Source organism: Burkholderia sp. PAMC 28687, assembly GCF_001577465.1.
Classification (GTDB): domain Bacteria; phylum Pseudomonadota; class Gammaproteobacteria; order Burkholderiales; family Burkholderiaceae; genus Caballeronia.
The window spans coordinates 1432166-1453872 of the sequence record NZ_CP014507.1; the positions used below are offsets into that span (position 1 = coordinate 1432166).

General features: G+C 59.0%; 18 protein-coding genes. 6 read left to right on the forward strand and 12 right to left on the reverse strand.

The window, feature by feature from the left end; genetic code table 11:
- The first annotated feature begins 11 nt into the window (after positions 1 to 11).
- From AX768_RS29420 to AX768_RS29440, 5 genes are read left to right on the forward strand one after another with little or no spacing between them, the layout of a single operon-like run.
- On the forward strand, positions 12 to 323 hold the full coding sequence (locus AX768_RS29420) for a sarcosine oxidase subunit delta (protein WP_062003552.1): 312 nt from the start codon (positions 12 to 14) through the stop codon (positions 321 to 323).
- On the forward strand, positions 320 to 3322 hold the full coding sequence (locus AX768_RS29425) for a sarcosine oxidase subunit alpha family protein (RefSeq protein ID WP_062003554.1): 3003 nt from the start codon (positions 320 to 322) through the stop codon (positions 3320 to 3322). The genes AX768_RS29420 and AX768_RS29425 overlap by 4 nt, the downstream gene beginning before the upstream one ends.
- Positions 3312 to 3962 (forward strand): sarcosine oxidase subunit gamma, encoded by a 651-nt coding sequence (locus AX768_RS29430; RefSeq protein ID WP_062003556.1) that lies wholly within the window; start codon positions 3312 to 3314, stop codon positions 3960 to 3962. Before AX768_RS29425 ends, AX768_RS29430 begins: the two co-directional genes overlap by 11 nt.
- A complete protein-coding gene (locus tag AX768_RS29435; RefSeq protein ID WP_062003558.1) occupies positions 3959 to 4426 on the forward strand; it encodes a dihydroneopterin aldolase in 468 nt (155 codons plus the stop codon). Before AX768_RS29430 ends, AX768_RS29435 begins: the two co-directional genes overlap by 4 nt.
- Positions 4407 to 4670: a hypothetical protein gene (locus AX768_RS29440; protein ID WP_062003559.1), complete on the forward strand. Its 264-nt coding sequence runs from the start codon at positions 4407 to 4409 to the stop codon at positions 4668 to 4670. The genes AX768_RS29435 and AX768_RS29440 overlap by 20 nt, the downstream gene beginning before the upstream one ends.
- 1 nt (position 4671) lies before the next feature.
- Here the strand turns inward: AX768_RS29440 and AX768_RS29445 are convergent, their stop codons facing one another.
- The 12 genes from AX768_RS29445 to betI form a co-directional block, all read right to left on the reverse strand.
- Positions 4672 to 5901, reverse strand: a complete 1230-nt coding sequence (locus AX768_RS29445) for a hypothetical protein (protein ID WP_062003560.1) — start codon at positions 5899 to 5901, stop codon at positions 4672 to 4674.
- Positions 5888 to 7069: a glycosyltransferase family 4 protein gene (locus AX768_RS34215; RefSeq protein ID WP_231941582.1), complete on the reverse strand. Its 1182-nt coding sequence runs from the start codon at positions 7067 to 7069 to the stop codon at positions 5888 to 5890. Before AX768_RS34215 ends, AX768_RS29445 begins: the two co-directional genes overlap by 14 nt.
- Positions 7029 to 8120, reverse strand: a complete 1092-nt coding sequence (locus AX768_RS29455; RefSeq protein WP_062003562.1) for a polysaccharide pyruvyl transferase family protein — start codon at positions 8118 to 8120, stop codon at positions 7029 to 7031. The genes AX768_RS34215 and AX768_RS29455 overlap by 41 nt, the downstream gene beginning before the upstream one ends.
- The gene (locus tag AX768_RS29460; RefSeq protein WP_062003563.1) at positions 8107 to 9162 is read right to left on the reverse strand and encodes a glycosyltransferase family 4 protein; all 1056 of its coding nucleotides are present in this window, start codon (positions 9160 to 9162) and stop codon (positions 8107 to 8109) included. Before AX768_RS29460 ends, AX768_RS29455 begins: the two co-directional genes overlap by 14 nt.
- Positions 9159 to 10610: a hypothetical protein gene (locus tag AX768_RS29465; protein ID WP_155524359.1), complete on the reverse strand. Its 1452-nt coding sequence runs from the start codon at positions 10608 to 10610 to the stop codon at positions 9159 to 9161. Before AX768_RS29465 ends, AX768_RS29460 begins: the two co-directional genes overlap by 4 nt.
- Positions 10607 to 12844 (reverse strand): polysaccharide biosynthesis tyrosine autokinase, encoded by a 2238-nt coding sequence (locus AX768_RS29470; RefSeq protein ID WP_062003565.1) that lies wholly within the window; start codon positions 12842 to 12844, stop codon positions 10607 to 10609. Before AX768_RS29470 ends, AX768_RS29465 begins: the two co-directional genes overlap by 4 nt.
- A 5-nt stretch (positions 12845 to 12849) precedes the next feature.
- Entirely contained in the window at positions 12850 to 13251 is a 402-nt protein-coding gene (locus AX768_RS29475) for an arsenate reductase/protein-tyrosine-phosphatase family protein (protein ID WP_231941584.1), read from the reverse strand.
- A gap of 52 nt (positions 13252 to 13303) precedes the next feature.
- Positions 13304 to 14482 (reverse strand): polysaccharide biosynthesis/export family protein, encoded by a 1179-nt coding sequence (locus tag AX768_RS29480; protein WP_082779128.1) that lies wholly within the window; start codon positions 14480 to 14482, stop codon positions 13304 to 13306.
- Positions 14483 to 14539: 57 nt separating this feature from the next.
- Entirely contained in the window at positions 14540 to 15928 is a 1389-nt protein-coding gene (locus tag AX768_RS29485) for an undecaprenyl-phosphate glucose phosphotransferase (protein WP_062003567.1), read from the reverse strand.
- Positions 15929 to 16474: 546 nt separating this feature from the next.
- Positions 16475 to 18163 (reverse strand): choline dehydrogenase, encoded by a 1689-nt coding sequence (betA, locus tag AX768_RS29490; protein WP_062003568.1) that lies wholly within the window; start codon positions 18161 to 18163, stop codon positions 16475 to 16477.
- Positions 18164 to 18173: 10 nt separating this feature from the next.
- Positions 18174 to 19643 (reverse strand): betaine-aldehyde dehydrogenase, encoded by a 1470-nt coding sequence (gene betB, locus AX768_RS29495; RefSeq protein ID WP_062003569.1) that lies wholly within the window; start codon positions 19641 to 19643, stop codon positions 18174 to 18176.
- A gap of 11 nt (positions 19644 to 19654) precedes the next feature.
- Positions 19655 to 20254 carry a transcriptional regulator BetI gene (betI, locus tag AX768_RS29500; RefSeq protein WP_062003570.1) on the reverse strand — a complete coding sequence of 200 codons (600 nt, stop codon included), beginning with the start codon at positions 20252 to 20254 and terminating at the stop codon, positions 19655 to 19657.
- 216 nt (positions 20255 to 20470) lie between these two features.
- Between betI and fdhA the strand changes: the two genes are divergently transcribed.
- Positions 20471 to 21670, forward strand: coding sequence for a formaldehyde dehydrogenase, glutathione-independent (gene fdhA, locus AX768_RS29505; RefSeq protein WP_062003571.1), 1200 nt, complete (start codon positions 20471 to 20473; stop codon positions 21668 to 21670).
- The last annotated feature ends 37 nt before the right edge of the window (positions 21671 to 21707 follow it).

The following is a 21707-nucleotide window of genomic DNA, read 5'->3' on the forward strand; positions in this document are numbered from 1 at the left end:
GGAGAAAAGGTATGTTGCTGATCGAATGCCCCTGGTGCGGACCGCGTGCCGAAACCGAATTCTCGTGTGGTGGCGAAGCAGATATCGCGCGACCGCTCGATACCGAAAAGCTCACCGACAAGGAATGGGGCGACTATCTCTTCATGCGCAAGAATCCGCGTGGCGTGCATCGTGAGCAATGGATGCACACACAGGGCTGCCGCCGCTGGTTCATGGCGCAACGCGATACCGTGAGCTACGCGTTCCAGGGCTATGACACGTTCGCGCGGCCACTCGCCGTGATGGAATTGAAAGAAGAAGGACAATCAGGACAATCGAAATGAGCCAGAAAGACCGACTCGCTACGGGCGGGCGCATCAATCGCGCGATCTCGCTCACGTTCACGTTCAACGGCAAGACGTATCAGGGCCATCAGGGCGACACGCTCGCGTCCGCGCTGCTCGCCAATGGTGTGCACTTTGTCGCGCGTAGCTGGAAGTACCATCGGCCGCGCGGCATTGTGACAGCCGACGTTGCCGAGCCGAATGCGGTCGTCCAGCTCGAGACCGGCGCTTATACCGTGCCGAATGCGCGTGCGACGGAAATCGAGTTGTATCAAGGGCTGGTCGCCACGAGCGTGAACGCGAAGCCGAGCATCGAAAACGATCGCATGGCGGTGAACCAGAAGATCGCGCGTTTCATTCCCGCCGGTTTCTATTACAAGACCTTCATGTGGCCGCGCAAGTTCTGGCCGAAGTACGAAGAAGTGATTCGCGACGCCGCCGGTCTCGGCAAGGCGCCGGAACAAGTCGATGCCGACCGCTACGACAAGTGCTTCGCGCATTGCGACGTGCTCGTGGTCGGCGCGGGTCCTTCGGGCCTTGCTGCGGCGCATGCGGCGGCTTTGTCGGGCGCGCGTGTGTTTCTCGTCGATGACCAGCCGGAACTCGGTGGCTCGCTGCTGTCGTGCCGCGCGGAAATCGATGGTGCGCCCGGGCTGAAATGGGCGCAAAAGATCGAAGCCGAATTGCGCAAGATGCCCGATGTAAAGATCCTGTGCCGCAGCACGGCGTTTGGGTATCAGGACCACAACCTCGTCACCGTCACGCAGCGTCTGACCGAGCATCTGCCGGTATCGATGAGAAAGGGTACGCGCGAACTGATGTGGAAAATTCGCGCCAAGCGCGTGATTCTCGCGACCGGCGCGCAGGAACGCCCCATCGTATTTGGCAACAACGACCTTCCGGGCGTGATGCTGGCGTCGGCCGTGTCTTCGTATCTGCATCGCTTCGCCGTGCTGCCGGGACGTAACGCCGTGGTGTTCACGAACAACGACAGCGGCTACCAATGTGCACTGGATCTGAAGGCTGCGGGCGCGCAAGTGACCGTCGTGGACCCTCGTCTCGCCGATGAAAAAGGCGCGCTGCAGGCTCAGGCAAAACGTTATGGTGTAAAGGTGCTGAACGGATCGGTCGTGACGGTTGCGCAGGGCAAGCTGCGGGTTGCATCGGTTGAAATCAACGCTTATTCGAATGGCACTGTTGGCGCAAAGCAAGCCGACCTGCCTTGCGACCTGCTCGCCATGTCCGGGGGCTGGAGCCCGATCCTGCACTTGTTCGCACAGTCCGGCGGCAAGGCGCACTGGCATGACGAAAAACTGTGTTTCGTCCCCGGCAAGGCCATGCAAGCCGAGAGCAGCGTGGGCGGTTGCGCGGGCGAATTCACGCTTGCCCGCGCGATTCGTTTTGCCGTCGATGCAGGCGTGGATGCAGCGCGTGCGGTCGGCTTGATCGTCGCACGCCCGACGCCCGTGCAAGTCGCCGAGATCAGCGAAGCACCGTTGACGCCGCTTTGGCTCGTCGGCGGCCGCGAGCTTGCGACGCGGGGTCCCAAGCAGTTCATCGACTATCAAAACGATGTATCCGCCGCCGATATTTTCCTTGCGGCGCGCGAAGGTTTCGAGTCGGTCGAGCACGTGAAGCGCTATACGGCGATGGGATTCGGCACGGATCAGGGCAAACTCGGCAACATCAACGGCATGGCGATTCTCGCGCAAGCCTTGAACAAGACCATCCCCGAAACAGGCACGACGACCTTCCGTCCGAACTACACGCCGGTGACCTTCGGCACGTTCGCCGGCCGCGAGCTGGGCGAGTTTCTCGATCCGGTCCGCAAGACTGCGGTGCACGAGTGGCACGTTGAAAACGGCGCTGCGTTCGAAGATGTGGGCAACTGGAAACGGCCTTGGTATTACCCGCGTCCGGGTGAAGACATGCACGCAGCGGTCGCCCGTGAATCGCTCGCCACGCGTACGAGCGTCGGCATCCTCGATGCGTCGACCCTTGGCAAGATCGACATTCAAGGTCCTGACGCCGCGAAGCTGCTCAACTGGGTCTACACAAACCCGTGGAGCAAGCTGGAAGTGGGCAAATGCCGATATGGCCTGATGCTCGACGAAAACGGCATGATCTTCGACGACGGCGTGACCGTACGTCTCGCCGACCAGCACTACATGATGACGACCACCACCGGCGGCGCGGCTCGCGTGCTGACGTGGCTCGAACGCTGGTTGCAGACCGAGTGGCCGGACATGCGCGTGCGCCTGGCATCGGTGACGGATCACTGGGCGACCTTTGCCGTGGTCGGACCGAACAGCCGCAAAGTCCTGCAGAAGGTCTGTCGCGATATCGACTTCGCGAATGCCGCGTTTCCGTTCATGAGCTTTCGAGAAGGGACTGTCGCGGGCGCGGCATCACGTGTCATGCGCATCAGCTTTTCCGGCGAACTGGCATACGAAGTCAACGTGCCCGCGAACGTGGGGCGCGCGGTGTGGGAAGCGTTGATGGCGGCCGGCGCCGAGTTTGACATCACGCCTTATGGCACGGAAACCATGCACGTGTTGCGTGCGGAGAAGGGTTACATCATCGTGGGCCAGGATACCGATGGTTCCATGACGCCGTACGACCTTGGCATGGGCGGACTCGTTGCGAAGTCCAAGGACTTTCTTGGCAAGCGTTCGCTGACGCGTTCGGATACGGCCAAGGCGGGACGCAAGCAACTGGTCGGACTGCTCGCCGAAGACGGGTCGTTCGTGATCCCGGAAGGCTCGCAAATCGTCGCGGGTCCGTTCAGCGGAGAGACAGCACCGATGCTCGGCCATGTCACCTCCAGCTATTTCAGCCCCATTTTAAAGCGCTCGATCGCGATGGCCGTGATCAAGGGCGGTCTCGACAAGATCGGCGAGTCAGTGATGATTCCGCTTGCCGGCGGCAAGCAGATGCCGGCAAAAATCACCAGCTCGGTGTTCTACGACAGCGAAGGAGCACGTCAACATGTGGAATGAAAACGGCAGCAATCAGACGGTCGTCGATCGTGCAATCGGGCAGGGCGTGTGGCAGGAATCGCCGCTGGTGGGCACGGACGGGCTGCTGAAGAAACATCTGGCTGCGGGATCGAAGGCGTTTCGTCTCGTCGAGCGGCCGTTCCTCGAACTGGTAAACCTGCGCGGCGATCTGCGCGATGCAGCGTTCGTTGCCGCCGTTGAAAGCGTGCTTGGCTGCAAACCGCCCGAGAAGGCGAACACCACGGCGACAGGCAACGGCTACGATCTGCTGTGGCTCGGTCCCGATGAATGGCTCGTGCGCTCGGTGGCATCGCATTCGGCCACGCAAGCGGCGCCGATGGAAGCAAAACTGCGCAACGCGTTCAGAGGTCTGTTCGCAGCCGCGGTGGATATCGGCAGTGGTTATACCGTGCTGGAAATAAGCGGTGCACGTACGCGCGATGTCCTCGCCCGCGGCTGTCCGCTCGACTTGCACCCGCGTTTGTTCGGCGCGGGACAATGTGCGCAGAGTCATTACTTCAAGGCATCGGTGACGATCGTTCCGACTGGAGATGACAGCTTCGACCTCGTAATCCGCCGCAGCTTCGCGGACTACTTCGTGAAGATCATGCTCGACGCGGCAGAGCCGCTTTTGTCGTGAAACTGTATGAACCGATCGGGCCTGGAGGCCGCGGCTGGCGCATCGTGGTCGATGAGCTGGTCGTGCCTACACGCATCGGCTTGTATGAACGCGAGTATCTTGCGCCGCAGCCCGTTGTTATCGATGCGAGCCTGCATTATCGATGCGTGCCGGTTGAAGGCGATCGCTCCGGGTTGATTGATTACGAGACTTGGTGCACACGGGTCTCGACATATCTCGAGAGCAAGCCGCATACGCGTTTGCTGGAAACGCTCGCCGTTGAAGTGGCAGCGCTGTCGTTCACGGAGTGGCCCGCGCTCGATGCGCTCACGCTGCTTTTGTACAAGCCGAAGATTCGGGAGGGCACGCGGCGTGTAGGCGTCGAGCTAGACTGGCACCGGGCGGACTTCGACTCATGGCGCGCGTCTGCCGAGTCGCATTCGATTGCAGTGCACCGAACGGTCGATGACGTCCACGCGCATTGAAACCGCCGGGCTTTCACAGCTCGCTTGCGAGCAACGCGACGCCGAGGCGGCCCTCGCGCTGCTTGATAGAAGCATCGCATTGGGGCACAGACGCATTGCGCTTATCCGATACCTGCATGCGCAGTATCTCGATGCACCGCTTTCAGCGCAGCATCATGATTACGTGCACAAGATTGCAGAACGCCTGAGCGCCGAGACCATCGTGCGCATTGCGATGGCCGCTCGCTCGCGCTTCGAGCAATGAATCAGTCGACCCGGATGGCGTGCGCGGATCGCTGCACCACGACAAGCGACGCAAGCAGAACCGATCCGCACGACACCACCACCGACAGCGCCGCACCCACCACGCCGAATATCAGGCAGAGGCAGGAGAGCAATGCGAGTGACACGCCAACTTCCATTGTCGACAAGATGACGAAGGTTCGTTTGCTGATCGAAAACACGGTTATCGATATCAGTCTGCACGCGAACATCAGCGATGCACCTAAAAAGATCAGGAACAGGAACAAGCATTGTCTTGAAGGTGAACCAAGACTTGCCGTGGGAAAGAGCCTGATCTTGAAGGCGAGAAACGCGCCAAACGTCAACAAGGCGCAGATCGCGATTGCAACGCCGAACACGGACATTTTCGAAAGATGTCTGCGCAAGGCGCGCAGCCAGGCAAGCATTCGCGAATGAAGGACCAGCGCCAACGCTTGCCCGAAATTGAACGCGAGGTTATGCACGCTTTTCGCGCCTCGATACAGCGCGGCGCCCGCAGGTCCAAGAAGCATGGCGGCGATGATCACGTCGAGATGCTTCGCTCCTGAAAATATCGCGTTCGAATACCAGCTGCTGATCAGCTCCTTACCGCCGAGACCGACCAGATGCCGCAATGCGGCCGGACCCGCCGGTGCGGCAGGTTCAGGTGTACGCACAATCAGGTAAGCACCAAGCAGCATCGTCCCGTACGAACCTTCCACGAGCAAAAGCAGATCGGGCAGATAGAGCGACCATGACGGATGTGTCGCGATGAGCCAGATCATCGAGCAACGGCACAACGCCGACACAGTGGAGACAGCACATATCGCGGCGTTTCCGCCCTTGAGCCGAAGATAGCCGAGCGCAAAATGCGAGGTCGCATAACCGACGGGCGCGATGACGAGCATCGGCAAGATCTGAGGTAATGCGATCGCTCCCGAGGCGGACATGATCCAGGCCGCGATGCTGAAAAACAAGGCCGAACCTGTTGCGCTGACCGTGTCCAGAAACAGCAGACTTGGAAAACGCTCACGAATTTTAGTGACGCTATACAGCCGGGCAGAACCGAAATTGAATACATCTATTGAAACGAAAAACAGTGCGAGCAACGCGTAAGAGCGGCCTAGCCACGCTGCGTCCAGATACTTCAGTGCGAAGACAACCGCGACAAAATTGCTTACTGCCGGCAATGCCGAGCCGAGCATGACATAAACCAGATCCTTACGCATTGCCATGTGCCTTCAGCAGCGCGTCGCAGTAGGTTCGATAACGGGCTTGTAACGCGTCGAAACCAAAGGGGAGCGCCGCTTCTCGCGCGGCCTTCGCTCGTGCCTGCAGGAGTGACCGGTCCCGAGCCAGCATTTCGATGCTTGAAACCAGGGCGGCAACGTCGCCGGGCGCGACCATGCTCTCTTCGCCCAGCACTTCCGGAATACCGCCTACGTTCGACGCAATGACCGGCGTTCCCGCGGCCATTGCCTCCAGCATCGCGCGCGGCATGCCTTCCTGAAAGGACGGCAATACAAACAAGTCATGTTCTGCGACGTGATCCGCGACGAGATCGGCATTGACGATGCCGACAAACGTAACGTGATCGCCAAGCCCCAGTTGCGCCGCTTGCGTTTCGAATTCGGGGCGCAGCGCACCGTCGCCGATCAGGGTCAGTTCGACGGCGATGTCCCGCTTATGCAGATCCGCAACTGCTTGCAGCAGGACGCCATGGCCTTTGCTGTGGTTGTGCATCATCGCGGTGTTGATCAATCGTAATCCGCCGTCGGGGCGCGGCGTCCTGAACAGGGGCGTTTCAAACAACGCATCCTTCAGATAGACGTCGCTGAACCCAAACATCATGTCTGCGTGTTTTGCAGGATACTTGCGCTGCAGGTACTCGCTTGTCACGTAGCGGACGGTAACTGCGCGAAGTGCAGCTATTCGCGTCGTCCAGCAATGAACGAGACGCGCAACACGCCGCAACGGGTGCCTTGATGCAGACGCGCCAAAGTAATCGGCAGGATCGGCGACGACTTCGGCCGAAAATCGCTTGCCGCCGATCAAACAAATGAATAACGCAAGCGACGCAATATTTCCGGGGAACCGGATCAACACAACAGGCGCCGTAACAAGCTGTCGATAAAGCCTTGTCAGCAAGCGCGGCACGCTCGTGATCAACGCACGCACGCCGCGATTCGCGCCGAGATCGACGAACGAAACGTGTTCGCCCGTCACGCGTTTACCAATTGCCTCCATTGCGGGAAATGAGCGCGCAACGATCACGACTTGATCGAAAGAATCTGTGAAGCGTGCGCCAAACCGCGCATAGCTCATGTGGGGACTCAGGAAATCTTCACCGACACGACGGAAGTTACCGTCCATGATCAGCGTTATCGAACGTGCGCAGTTCATCTTTGATCGCCTCCACAAAGTGTTCATGGCTACGTTTAACATTCGACTCGACGCGCACCCAGTATTGCTCCTCGTCTTCTACGAGCAGGCGAACTGCATTCGCTACTGCAATGGGATCAAAGTCGCTCGCATGAAATACGAAGTCGTCGAGCCCCAGATCGCCAAACGCTGCATGGCCCTTGCGTTCGTATGCGATGTGCACGCTCGGAACACCGGCGAGCACGCTTTCGAGGCTCCCATGAAGCCTCACCGAGACCACGATTGCAGAACGCTCGGCAAGCACGTCCTTGAGCATGGCCGCGTTGTCCACTCCGAGATGCTCGCGATAAAAAACATCGTCGCTGTTGCCGCGACCGCGCGCCTGTATCGCTAGCTTTGCGTCAGGCAGAAGCGTCATAAGCGCGCGCACGCGTTCCAGATATGCATTGCGGTAAGGCTTGTTCTGCAGGTCCCGAAAGACGAGGTACACCTGCGGCACTGCGATCCTTGTATGCCGCAAGGTGCCTGCCCCCGCTTCCTGCGCAATCTCCAGCACTACCAGATCGCCGGTTCTCGTGGCCGCCGGATGCGCGAGTTCGGACACGCTTTTGTCGTCGCGCAGGAAAATGCGTTCTACACGGCTTCGCACGATGCGCGCAAGCAGGTTTCCGGCAAATGTGTCGAACGGTCCAACGCTTTGCGGAAAATAAATCCGGCGGCTCGAACCGCCGAACGAAGACATGAGGATCTGGCTACCATGTGCGATCAATGACTTCCATCCTTCCGGTCTGCTCGATGCACGCAAGTAGCCACCGCCCACGCCGAAGTACACGGAACGTTGACGCAAGAACACGCCGAGAAACCGCCCGCGCAAGAATTCGCCAAGCGAAATGAGCCTGATATTCGCATCGTCGATATATCCGGCGAACGATTCCTTGTCCAGGCATACGACAGTGATCGTCCTGGTTATGCCCGCATCGCGGATCGCCTTGAGACTGAGTTTGACCAGCAGTCCGTCGCCGCTGTTGTGCGAACTATAGGCGTGCAGCAGATAATAATCAGGGGCGTTCATAGCAACTCATCAAGGTGTTGAGGAAGCGGTCGATCTGAAACGTACTTTCGAACACGTGACGCGCATTGGCGCCCATTCTTCTGCACTCGTCCAATGTGAGGCGGTTGAGGTTTTCGGCCAGGCACCTGCCCGTAAGCTCGCGAAGAATGACGCCGTTGTATCCATGGATGACCTGCTCGGGTAACGAACTCTCACCCGACACGACAATCACCTTGCCCGCGCGCATTGCCTCGATGGGCACGAGCGCAAGCCCCTCCCATCGCGACGGAACCACGATCACATCCATCTCGTGCATTGCGCGCCGTGTGCCGGCCGCATCCAGCCAGCCGTGATAGGTGATACGGGTATCGTTACCTGCTTCGATACCACCGCGTACCGCCGCGCCGAATGCGTGTATTTCAAGTCTTGCATCGAGTAACGGTAATGCTTCGAGAACGACATCAAAGCCCTTCTGATAATCAAGGCGTCCGAAATAACCGACTTTCGTTGAATTCGTTTCGGCACGATATTCAGGAATCTGGAAACGTTCGTCGGGGGCGATACCCGTATAGATGAATTCGATCTTGTCCGCCGGAATGCGATATTTGCGCGCCGCACGCAATTCGTCAAATGACATGCAAAGTATCCGGTCGCAGCGTTGTGCGAGTACGCGTTCGACCAGACCATACGCCAACTTTGCCGGTGTCGTCACGTCGGTTTTGAGAAACGACCACGCGTGAGGCGTATAGAGAACCTTCGCACCCGGATGATTTCGCAAGCGCACATACATGCCGGGAAACGAACTGTGGCAATGAACAACATCGGCATGCAGCGACGCGATGCGCAGTTGCAGTGCCTTGGATATGGACGAGAATCTAGCCGGGTTGCGGCTTGACCGGTAATCGGCTACTTCAATGCCATCTATCTTCAATCCGCCTTCCATTTTGCTGGTATCGCAAAGCAGTGTGATGTCATGGCCTAGATCGCGTTGCTTCGCGGCTAGTGTCTGTACATAGGTTGCAATTCCGCCGGTCCAGGTCTCGACTACGTGAACAATTTTCATGATGTTGGCCCTCCGAAGGCTGCGGCTTTGTTGTGGTCTTCGGAGAACCTCAATACAAAGGCCATCGGGAGAGCGAACAACACGATCCAGCGCACCACGTAGTACGCAAGTACGTTTGAATCGAACAGGAAAAACAGAAATGGCAATGGCATCAGTACGACTTTCAGCGGCAACCATTTCCGGTTGCGCGAACCGCTGATCGAGTTGACTGCGACCATCAATAACGCGGGTAGCGAGAAGGAAAGCACATATCCGATCAAGCCGAAATTCGCGAGGAATTCCCCAGGCATGCCGAATAACAGTGTGGTCTCGGCGTCGCCCGACGATTGCACCTCGTTGACGATATCGCTCTTTTCTTCTGCAAACGTGGACGGACGGTCTTCCCACAATGCTTTCGGTATGACCGATGCGGCCGCGCCCACGAAGCTTCGTCCCATCGGCAGGTCGTAGGTGTTCTTCGTGACCGTTTCGATGGTTTGCGTCTGTACATCGAAGCGTGACAGATCACGAAACAAAAAGAAGCTGACGGGACCCATGCTGAGCTCGAGCGATCGCTGATCGGCGAAACGTTCGGTAAGATTGCCGAGATCGGAATAGTCAATACCGAACTTGATAGGCATCAGCACGAGTGCGACGACCGCCATCAGGATGGCTGACATCTTCGCTGTGCGGCGGCTGATCGGTGCGACCAGGAAGTGATAGATCGACGCTGCGAACAGATAGGCGAAGATGATGCCCTGGCGATTCCCGAACACGCCCGATGCCAGCCAGCCCAACACGCCTATCTGGGCGAAGGCGACGGTTGTCATCAATCTGCTGCATCGCGGGCGCAACGTCAGGCATACGAAGATCCAGAGCGGCGCAGTATTTGCCAGTGCCTGCACAATGCCCAGGCCGCCGAGCGGATCGTATCCGGTCACGCTGCTCTGGAGCCGTTCGTCGTAGAGGTCGACGATCTTTGCGTAACCTCCCAGCTTCAAATAAATGAACGCGATGGCCGCGACTGACGTCAGGGTGAAAAAATAGACGAGTCCCGTAACACCGGACTGATCGGCCGGCGTGTTGTCGCGCTCGATTAGGCGACGCTGCGCCAAGTCCAGTGAAATCTTCAGAACCCAGATGCCCGCGACGCTCAGAAAGAACCAAAGCAAGACGGAGGTGCTGTCTTCCTTCAGCAGATCGAGATAAATCGCGTCGCCGGCGGCGAGCTGCCACGCCGGCAGCACGCAAAACGTCGCAAGCAGGAAGAGCTTGAACAGGCGCAGCAATTCGTTACGCGGGCGTATCGCGAGGATGCTTGCAGCCAGGACTACAGAGAGCGTGGCAGTCGTCGCACTGAGCTTGCCGAGAAAGACTGCGGTCATTGTGACGAGCACCGCCATAGCCGCAAGCACGAGCATGGGAACTGACGGCTGCGGGCGGCGCGGGGTCAGACTGTACCGTTTCATTTCGGCGTCCGCTTGTCAGTCTTGCCGTATTCATACGCGACATAACGGTATTGGCCGTACTTCGAACCGTATCGCAAGCCTTTGGCGTCCAGGCCGTTGAAAATCACGCCTTTTACGGCGACGTTGACCTGTTCGAGTTGCTTGTTCGATTCGAGCAACTCTCCGATAGTCGTACGCTTGAATCGCCCAATCAGGAATACGGTCGCGCAGTGGGCTGCGATGTTGACGGAATCGGACACTGCCCGGACCGGCGGCGTATCGACAATTACGAGATCGTATTGCGCGCTCATCTGGTCGAGCACGCGCAGCATGCGTTCGTTCTGTACCAGGTCGGCCGAGTTCGGCGGGAATGCGCCCGTGCTGATGAAATCGAGGCCAGGCGCTACGTTGCGATGCACCGCCTGATCGAACGTTGCCGTTTCAATAAGCAGGTCTGAAAGGCCGCATGTGCGGGGTTTGCCAAAGTATTGATTAAGGTAGCCCTTGCGCAGGTCGGCATCCACCAGCAAGACGCGCTTGCCTGCGGCGCTGACCACCGCGGCAAGATTCGCGGAGATAAAGGATTTCCCGATACCCGGCGTAGGACCCGTGATGACCACGCGATTATTCGCTGCGCCGAGCAATGCAAATTGCAGAGCGGTACGAAAGCTGCGCAGACTCTCGATGGGCGCGTCGTTCGGATGGGATGCAGCCAGAAGATGAACGCCAGCTGCGCGTCCCTCGACGTTCTTCGCGAGCACGCCCTGTGCCGGCGAGAACGGCACAGAGCCATATACCTTCATACCGGTGTGTTGCTCGATCTCGTGCGCATCGGTCAGACCGCCAAAGAGACCGTCGCGAAGGAATGCAGCGGCCACGCCGAGCATCAGCCCGATCATCCCGGCCAGTGCAAGCACCATCCCTTTGCGCGGCTTGACGGGTTCTTCGGGAACGTTCGCATAGTCGATCTGGCGAACGGTGCCGACCTTTCCTGCCTTGACGAGCTTCAGGCGCTCGACGTTATTCACAACATTGACGTAGGTATCGCTGTCCACCTGAAGGTCGCGCATGAGACGCAGGGATTCCTGCTCGATGTCGGGCAGCGCCCTCATGCGCGACGCAATGTTGCCGCTCTTGGCGGTTACTGCCGCGATCTGGTTATCGAGCGCACGCAGCGCGGGATGCCCCGGCGCGAAGCGGGTCGCCATTTCGGCTCTCTTCTGCTTTAGTTCGAGCAAGCTCGTGTCCGATGCAACACTTTCCTGCAAGAACGCCGTACCTTCCTGGCTCAGATTGAACGTGCCGCTCCTGTTGCGAAGCGCGTTGTATCGTTCTTCGGATTCGCTCAGCTTCGCCTTTAGCCTCGGCATCTGGCTTTCAAGGTAGGTCAATGAGCTTTGCGCCTCCGCAGTCTTGCGCTCGACGTTCTGCGTGACGTATTCCTGTCCGATCTGGTTCACGATGGACGCCGTCAAAGCTGGGTCCTTGCCGCGAAGCGTCGCGCCGATAATGCCGCTCTGCTTGCCCTTTGGCTCAATGTCGAGGTTCAACTGCAGGTTCGAGACAGTCTTGGGCTGCGAGTTGCGCACGAGCGTGAATTGACCGCCGGGTTTCGCATGCAGTTCTGTAACGAGCAGCCGGATCGTGCCGATCTGCTGCGTGACCTGCAACGCAACGCCAACATGTCCCTTGATAGGCCGGTCGAGGTCGGGGTAGTCAAGCTGATAGTCACCGTTGCCCAGCGCAGTGAGCGTGAGCGCTTCACCTTCTACCGCCTTTGGAACGTCGAAGGTCGCGAGCTGCAAAGACTCGGCACCCCACACATATCCGCCTTTGCCGAACAGGCCTGGCGTGGACATGCCCTTGTTTCTGCTTGCAATCCAGGCGCCGACGACCGGGAAATACTTCGGCTTGGCGTCGATATATAGCTGCAGCGTGTCGACCGCTTTGCCGATAACCATGCGCGAACGCAGTATTTCAAGTTCGGCGGCTGCTTGTGTCTTTACGTCGAAAAGCGCCGATGCATCGCCAAGCAGGCTGCCGGCGCTCACGCCATTGTCTTCGACCTGGATCATCATGTCGGCTTCGTACACGGGAGGCGTGATGACTGCATAGGCCGCGCCAATTGCGAGCGTGATGGCGGTGACAGCACCAATCAGGCGGCGGTTAGCAAGCAGCACGTCGAGATAACGGACAAGGTCGAGCTCTTCTACTGGCGACATCTTGGCCGGGGTATGTGTTATTTCGGTTTTCATCAGGATTACTCCGCATTCGGTTGGTGAAGCGCCCGAATCGGGGGCACCCAGCTGTCGACACTTTGCTCGATCAGACGGAGCGCGTGTTCAAAGGAAGAACGAGGTTGGCGGTAGGGATCTGGAATATCGACCCGTTCGTGTTCTCCGATACAGAACACTTTTCCCGCCGAGGTCGGGTAACGCCGGTGCACTTCTTGTTGCTGCGCACGGTCCATGACGAGGATCAGGTCGGCTTGTACGATCAGCGGCGTATTCACCAGTTGCCCGCGATGTGCCGTGATGTCCATGCCGGCTTCGTCCATCAATGCAACGGAAATGGGATCAGCGGGCGCGCCGATTACTGCATCAAGTCCGGCGGAATGGACGGTCATGGCAGGCAGCGCGCGGGACAAAAGCGCTGCCGCCATCGGGCTTCGGCAAATGTTGCCAATGCACAAGACAAGGATGTTTCTCATGACATCACTTCGCTACGACGGCGGCGGTGAGACCTGCGTTGATCGCGGGCATCAGCAAGCTGAGAACACGGCTGAAACGCACGAGGTTGCCGCTGTCCACGTACACCACGTCGTGCGGTTGCAGGTCGAACTGGTTGGCGAGGATCATTGCGACCGGAGACTTCGCATCGAGATGGAAGACCTTGGGGGTGTCGCCGAGCGAGTCGCGTATCACGTAGACCTGGCCGGGATTTGACGACGCCAGATTGACGCTGCCTGCCTGCGCCAAAGCGTCCGACAAGCTCAGCTTGCCGTTGCGCATCGGCATCGCGGTGGTCGGCTTGTTCACTTCGCCCATGACGAAGACGCCGCTTTCGTCGCGAGCAGGTACACGCAGCACGTCACCGCTCTTGAGCACGATTTTCGAAGGATTCTGACCGCGTTCCAGCATCTGCGAGAGGTTGATTGGATGCGAAACGCCATCGCGCACGATGACCATGCGGCTTTGATCAGCGGTCGGGCTGAAACCGCCCGCACGGCTGATGGCCTCGTATAGTCCCATGGGGATATCGTTGATCGGCTGCGGACCCGGCGTATGGATTTCACCATCTATATAAATCTGCGACGCCCGGTAAGAAGCGACGCGAAGCGTGACCTGAGGTTCGACGAACGACTTTCCGAGTGCCCTCACCAGTACGGCCTGTGCTTGCTCCGCGGTGAGGCCGGCTACGTGCACGCGACCGGCGTATGGAAACATGACGTCGCCGCGCTGGTCGATGACAAATCCCGCTACCGGATCAGCCGCGCGCGTTGCAGTTTGCGTGGGTGCCAGCTGTGCGGCGGCGAGTTCCGGGTGGTCCCAGACGGTAATCTGCAGTACGTCGCCAGGGCCGAGAACATAGGGCGTCGCGGGCGAGATCAGCGATTCGTTCAAGCCGGGCGCCTGACGGCTCTCGTCGCGCAATTGCCTGATCAACGCAACGTCGATCTCGCTCGTGGCGGACTGCAGTTGCGCTTCTTTACTCGCGTCTTCAGCGCCGGCGGTTTGCATTTGCGCCGTAGTACTTGTCGATATGTTTGCAGCGGTGCCGGTATCCATTTTCCATCCCGGCACAGCGGCGCAGGCCGACAATAGCGTGCCGGCGGCGCCTAGCGCTGCCAGTCTGAGCACGGTCGAGCGGACGGGTGTATTTGGGGTATTCATGAGGTCCTTCCATTCAGTTCATTGATGTTTGGTTCGTGGCGGGTCTTGTGCGGAGCTTCAATAAGCATTGCCATGCTTGAGTCCTTTCAAGACCGTCGCGGCCACGATGCGCATGTCCAGCGCGAAGGACCAGTTGCGGAGGTAATAGAGGTCGTGGTCCACTCGACCCTGCATTTTTTCGACGCGGTCTGTCTCACCGCGAAAGCCGTTGATTTGTGCCCATCCCGTGATGCCAGGCTTGATGCGGTATCGATGGATGTAGTCATCGACCACTGTCTGGTAGAAAGCGTCATGTTCGATTGCGTGAGGTCGCGGACCGACGACCGACATGTCGCCGATCAGCACGTTGATGAATTGCGGCAGTTCGTCCAGGCTCGTCCGGCGCAGGAACGCGCCAACGCGCGTCACGCGCGGGTCATTGCGGGTGGCCTGCTTCAGGACACCTTCGTCGTGCGCATGCATGCTCATGGAACGGAACTTGAAAATCCGGAACACCTGTCCGTCTGCGCCCTTGCGGCGTTGCGTGAACAACACCGGACCGGGAGAGGAGAGCTTCACGGTCAGCGCGATGACAATCATGAGCGGCGAAAGTACAAGCAGGGCGATCGCTGCGAACACACGATCGAACATGTCCTTGTTGGCAAGCGCGAGCGGCGACAGAGGCGACGCAACCAGGTTGATTGCAGGCATGCCGATCATGTCGATGACACCGCCATCGAAAAGGCTCAGGCTGCTGACGTCGGGGAAAAACCGGATGTTGATCAGGTCTTTCCTGAACTCTTTTACGAGGCTCGTAATAAGCGGCTGTTCGGACAATGGCATCGCCAGCCAAAGCTCGCGAACGTTACCGGTGCGTACGTGCTGCACGAACGCCGGAATCGACGCATGGCGCGAAATGGCAGCGTTGCGCAACTGGTGACTGGCGTGCGGATCGAGCGTCATGACCGCGTGAAAGCCTGACTCGCGTGATGCTTCCATCCTGCGGATCAGCAAGTCGCAATGCTCGCTCGCGGCGACGATCGCTACGCTGCGCGGGCTGGATTTCGCATGACGCATCCGTCCAAGAATGATGCGGGCGGTCAGGCGTGACAGCGCCAACGCGGCGGCGGTGATAAGGGTCCAATAGCCAAACCACAGACGCGATACGAGATCGGTCCTGTGGATGCAGAATGTCACGAGCAGTCCGCACAGTTGTGTCATCAGCCAGACGAATTCGATCTGTCCGAGCACGCTGCCGAGTGGCTTCGTCGCTTGATCGCTGTACACGCGAAATGCGTGAAACACGGCAAGCGAAAGCGCCATTGAAAAAGCCGTGGTGGACGCGACGATTGCTGCTGTTCCTGCCGGCGCGCTGTCGCCGAAGCGGAGTTGATAAGCCAGCGCGGCGCCGGCCAGGATCAGCGTGACATCCAGAACGCGGTTGAGAAGACCTTTGAGATTCAGCATGCTGGCCCCTGAACAGAGAGGGCCGCGCCAATGCTGTTTGAACGTGCGAATCCGGTCGACTCGATCACTGGCGCAATGCGAGCGTCGCATTTATCGAATTTATAGATATGCCATGTGTCTTTTAAAGTCATTATGATCACTTCAGTTAATCTGGTATTAAACAATTGCGTCCGATACTGCTGTTTTTCGCGAGGCGGCTATCGATTGCTGAACGATCCGAATTAATCGTCGATTGCAAAACTTCGAGGGTTATGGGCGCGGGAAATGGTTTGCACCGAGGCAATGCGGACCTCCGAAATCATTCAGGAGGTCTGTGCCGGAAAGAGCCGTGCGCTGTCATCGAGTGGACGTATTCTCACTGATCGATGACCCCTTGCTGATCGGAGCAGTCTTAAAGAGATAGGGTTCAGTCTTAAAAGACGGTGTTGCGGATATGGGAATTAACTGTGTGAGATATGATTTTTAATCGTGGTTCAAAACAAAAAGGGCATCCCGATTATTCAAACCGGAATGCCCTTGGTTGATGATTGATCTATCAGACGATGATTATATTGAAGCAACCATTTCCATCTTCCGCGCCTTCACTCCCGATGCGACAAAATACGGTGTATCGACACGAGCGAGCGGCGCGCGCCCGCGAATCGCGTCGGCGATCTTTTCAGCGAGCATGATGGTCGGCGCGTTCAGATTGCCGGTGACGATCTGCGGCATGATCGACGCGTCGACCACGCGCAGTGATTCAAGCCCATGCACGCGACCTTCGCTATCTACGACGGCCATATCGTCGTAACCCATTTTGCACGAGCATGACGGATGGTAGGCAGTTTCCGCGCGTTGCTTGACGAAGGCATCGAGTTGATCGTCGGTTTTCAGATCAGCGCCGGGATGCAACTCCCGGCCACGATACTTCTTCAACGCCGGCTGCTGCATGATCTCGCGCGTGATTCGGATTGCATCGCGGAATTCACGCCAGTCGAGCGGGTCCGACATGTAGTTGAACAAGATGCTCGGATGCGCGTTCGGATCGCGCGACTTCAACTTCACGCGGCCACGGCTGGGCGAACGCATCGACCCGACATGCGCCTGGAAGCCATGCATCTTGATGGGATTCGAGCCGTTGTAGTTGATCGCGACAGGCAGGAAGTGATACTGGATGTTCGGCCAGAGATCGTCGTCGCGCGTGCGAATGAAACCGCCGGCCTCGAACTGATTGCTCGCGCCAATACCCGTGCCCTTCAACATCCATTCAATGCCGATCTGCGGCTGGTTCCACCACTGCAGCGCGGGATACAGCGACACGGGTTCGAGGCATTCGTACTGCATGTACATCTCCAGATGATCCTGGAGATTCTCACCCACGCCGGGCAGGTCGTGGACCAACGGGACGTCGAGTTCGCGCAGCCACGTGGAGCGTCCAACGCCCGAACGCTGCAGCAGTTGTGGCGATGCGATCGCACCGCTGCACACCAGCACTTCGCGACGCACATGGGCAGTCACGTTTTCGCCGCCATGCAGGTACACAACGCCGATTGCCCGCTTCCCCGCGAACAAGACCCGGTCGGTCACCGCGTGCGTGACGATAGTGAGGTTGGGCCGATGCTTCGCGCGGTCGAGATAGCCCCGCGCCGTACTCGATCTGCGGCCTTGCGGCGTCACGGTTCGATCCATTGGTCCGAAGCCCTCCTGACTGTAGCCGTTGAGGTCATCGGTGCGCGGATAGCCTGCTTGTACGCCGGCTTCGACCATTGCGGCGAACAATGGATTGTTGCCGGGCTTCGATGTCGTCACGTGGACCGGACCGTCGCCGCCATGATAAGGATTGGGTCCGACGTCACGTGTCTCCGCTTTGCGGAAATACGGCAGGCAATCGGAATACGTCCAGTTTTCAAGGCCTTTTCTGTTGGCCCATCCATCGTAATCGAGCGCGTTGCCGCGGATATAGCACATGCCGTTGATCAGCGACGATCCGCCAAGCCCTTTGCCACGGCCGCATTCCATGCGACGGTTGTTCATGTGCGGTTCGGGATCGGTTTCGTAGGCCCAGTTGTATCGGCGGCCCTGCAACGGATAGGCCAGCGCGGCCGGCATCTGCGTGCGGAAATCGAAACGGTAGTCCGGGCCTCCGGCTTCGAGCAGCAGCACGGTCACGTCGGCGTCCTCCGTGAGACGCGACGCCAGTACGTTGCCCGCCGACCCCGCGCCGACGATGATGTAATCAAACTCCTTCGCGCTCATCGACCGCTCCTTAGAACACGGGTTGGTAGGGGCCCATCTCGACCTGAACGGACTTGATGCTGGTGTAGTGTTCGAGTGTGGTGATGCCGTTCTCGCGGCCGACGCCCGATTGCTTGTAACCGCCCACCGGCATTTCAGCGGGCGATTCGCCCCAGGTGTTGATCCAGCAGATGCCGGCCTGCATGGCATGAATCACACGATGTGCACGCGCAAGATTCTCCGTCACGACGCCCGCGGCCAGTCCATACGATGTTGCATTCGCACGGGCGATGACTTCGGTTTCGTCATCGAAGGTCAGGATGCTCATGACCGGCCCGAAGATTTCCTCGCGCACGATCCGCATGTCGTCGCGGCAATCGGTGAAGACAGTCGGCTCGACGTATTGCCCTTGAGCAAACGCACCATGCTCGATCCGCGATCCTCCCGCTATCAGCCGCGCGCCTTCCTTTTTCCCGCTTTCGATAAACCCCAGCACCTTGTGTAACTGAGCGGCGCTGACGAGGGGGCCGAAGTTGGTGTTGTCGTCTGTCGGAGACCCGATGCGAATGCGCCTCACCCGCTCGAGCAGCAGCGCCTCGAAGCGTGCATGGACGGTCCGCTGAACGAACACGCGCGTGCCGTTGGTGCAAACCTGGCCGGAGCTGAAGAAGTTGGCGCTCATTGCAATGTCTGCCGCGCGTTCGAGATCGGCGTCATCGAAAACGATCAGAGGCGACTTGCCGCCGAGTTCCATCGTGACTTCTTTCAACGATGAACCGCCGGCCATCGACATGACTTTCTTGCCAGTTTCAACGCCGCCGGTAAACGATATCTTCGCAATGTCGGGATGCGCCGCCAGCATTGCGCCAACGCGGCCGTCGCCTTGCACGACGTTGAATACCCCTGCCGGTATGCCTGCCTCCGTGAAGATTTCGGCGAGTTTCAACGTGCTCAGAGGCGTGACTTCGCTTGGCTTGAAAATCATCGCATTGCCTGCGGCCAGCGCTGGCGCCGCCTTCCAGCATGCGATCTGGATCGGATAATTCCACGCGCCGATGCCCGCGCAAACGCCGAGCGGTTCGCGCCGTGTATAGACGAACGATGTCGGACGCAGAGGGATCTGCCGGCCTTCAATGGCCGTCGCGAGTCCAGCGTAGTACTCGATGACATCGGCTCCCGTCACGATATCTACCGCGCGGGTCTCCGTAATCGGCTTGCCGGTGTCACGCGTCTCAAGCGCGGCGAGTTCGTCGTTGCGTTCGCGGAGAATGTCCACTGCGCGTCGCAAGATCCGCGAGCGTTGCATCGCGGTCATGGCGGCCCATTCACGCTGGCCTTCATGCGCCGATCGCACTGCGCGATCGATATCGGCGGCGCTCGCCTGCTGGACGCTTGCAAGCGTCTCGCCGGTGGCGGGATCGATGCTGTCGAACGTCTCACCGCTGGTGGCGTCCACGTAAGCGCCGCCAATATACAGGCGCTGCAATTCGAGTGCGGGCATGGCGTAGTCCTTTAGGTGAGAGTGCGGCCGCGTGTATCGAGCACGAGGTCGATGTAATCGTTGGCGAGCCGGATCGCCGACTTCGTATCGAACGGTTCGCCCGACAAGGCGCCGCGCAACCACAAGCCATCGATCAACGCGGCCAGCCCGCTTGCCGCACGACGCGCTGCAACACGCGGCAAGGCCTTCGAGAAATCCGCGCACAGATTTGAGTAGAGGCGTCGCGTATTGATGCGCTGCAAGCGCTGCAATTGCGGCTTGTGCATGCTCTCCGACCAGAACGCGAGCCACGTCTTTGTTACGGGATTGCTGACTTGCGCTGCGTCGAAATTCGCGGCTACCACGGCGCGCAAGCGCGCCCGCGGTTCGTCTTTCGCCGCACGGCGTTTGCGCGAGGTTGCGTTCCACAAGTCGCGCAGCACGTGCCGCATGGTGGCTTCGAGCAGGCCGTCTTTGTCGCCGAAATAATGGCTGACGATACCTGTGGAAATGCTCGCACGCTGTGCGACAGACGCGAGCGTCGTGCCGGGAAGACCTGCTTGGTCGATGGTAAGCAGGGTCGCATCGATCAACTGCGCCCGGCGGATCTCGCGCATTCCAAGCTTGGGCATGGACGTTCTCTCTTTAAAACGGTTGCCAGATGCGTGACCTGAATCCTAAGTATTTTATATTGAACGGTCAATCAATAAAAAACCGTCGTGTCGGTTTCGGCCAAACCCGTGTCGCGTTGGAGGCGCATCCCCCATGCGGGACGGGACTACGCTCCTGAGACGGTGCACGGCGTTGTCAGCCGTGCGGATCGTCCACGAGAGAAAGGAGACAAGGCAATGAGCAACAATCGCGGCGTTGTGTATTTAGGGCAGGGCAAGGTGGAAGTGCAGTCCATCGACTATCCGAAAATGGTTGACCCGGGCGGCCGGCAAATCGGTCATGGCGTGATTCTCAAAGTCGTCACCACGAACATCTGCGGCTCCGACCAGCATATGGTGCGAGGCCGCACGACCGCGCAAGTCGGGCTGGTGCTCGGTCACGAGATCACGGGCGAAGTGATTGAAGTCGGGCGCGATGTCGAGACGCTCAAGATCGGCGATCTGGTTTCCGTGCCATTCAACGTGGCATGCGGACGATGCCCGACCTGCAAGGCACAGAACACCGGCGTATGCCTGAACGTTAATCCATCGCGTGCAGGCGGCGCTTATGGTTACGTCGATATGGGCGGCTGGATCGGGGGGCAGGCAGAATACGTCATGGTCCCTTACGCCGATTTCAATCTGCTGAAGTTTCCGGATCGCGAACAGGCAATGTCCAAGATTCGCGACCTCACGTGTCTATCTGACATCCTGCCGACGGGATATCACGGCGCAGTGATGGCGGGCGTGAAACCTGGCTCGACGGTTTATATCGCAGGCGCCGGACCTGTGGGGATGGCTGCCGCGGCGTCGGCGCGTCTGCTCGGCGCGGCTGTCACGATTGTCGGCGACATGAACGAAGAGCGTTTGGCACATGCACGCAAGGTCGGATTCGAGACGGTGGATTTATCGAAGGATGCAACGCTCAGCGAGCAGATCGCGGCGATCCTCGGCACGCCGGAAGTGGATTGCGCCGTCGATTGCGTCGGCTTCGAAGCGCATGGCACCGGCAGCAGCGGACACCAGGAAGAAGCGCCAGCAACGGTACTGAACTCGCTGATGGAAATCACACGCGTGGCCGGGGCGATCGGCATTCCGGGCCTTTATGTCACCGACGATCCGGGCGCCGCCGATGCAGCCGCGAAGAAGGGTGCATTAAGCATTCGCTTCGGTTTGGGCTGGGCCAAATCGCATTCGTTTTTCACCGGTCAGACGCCTGTCATGAAGTACAACCAGAACCTGATGCAGGCGATCTTGTGGGACCGCTTGCCGATCGCTGATATCGTGAACGTGTCGGTGGTGACGCTCGATCAGGCGCCGGATGGGTATCGGCAATTCGATGGGGGTGCGCCGCGCAAGTTCGTAATCGATCCGCACGGGTTGCTGAAAGCCGCTTGAGGCTCGTGCTCCAAGGGCGTCGTTTGAGGCTTTAAAT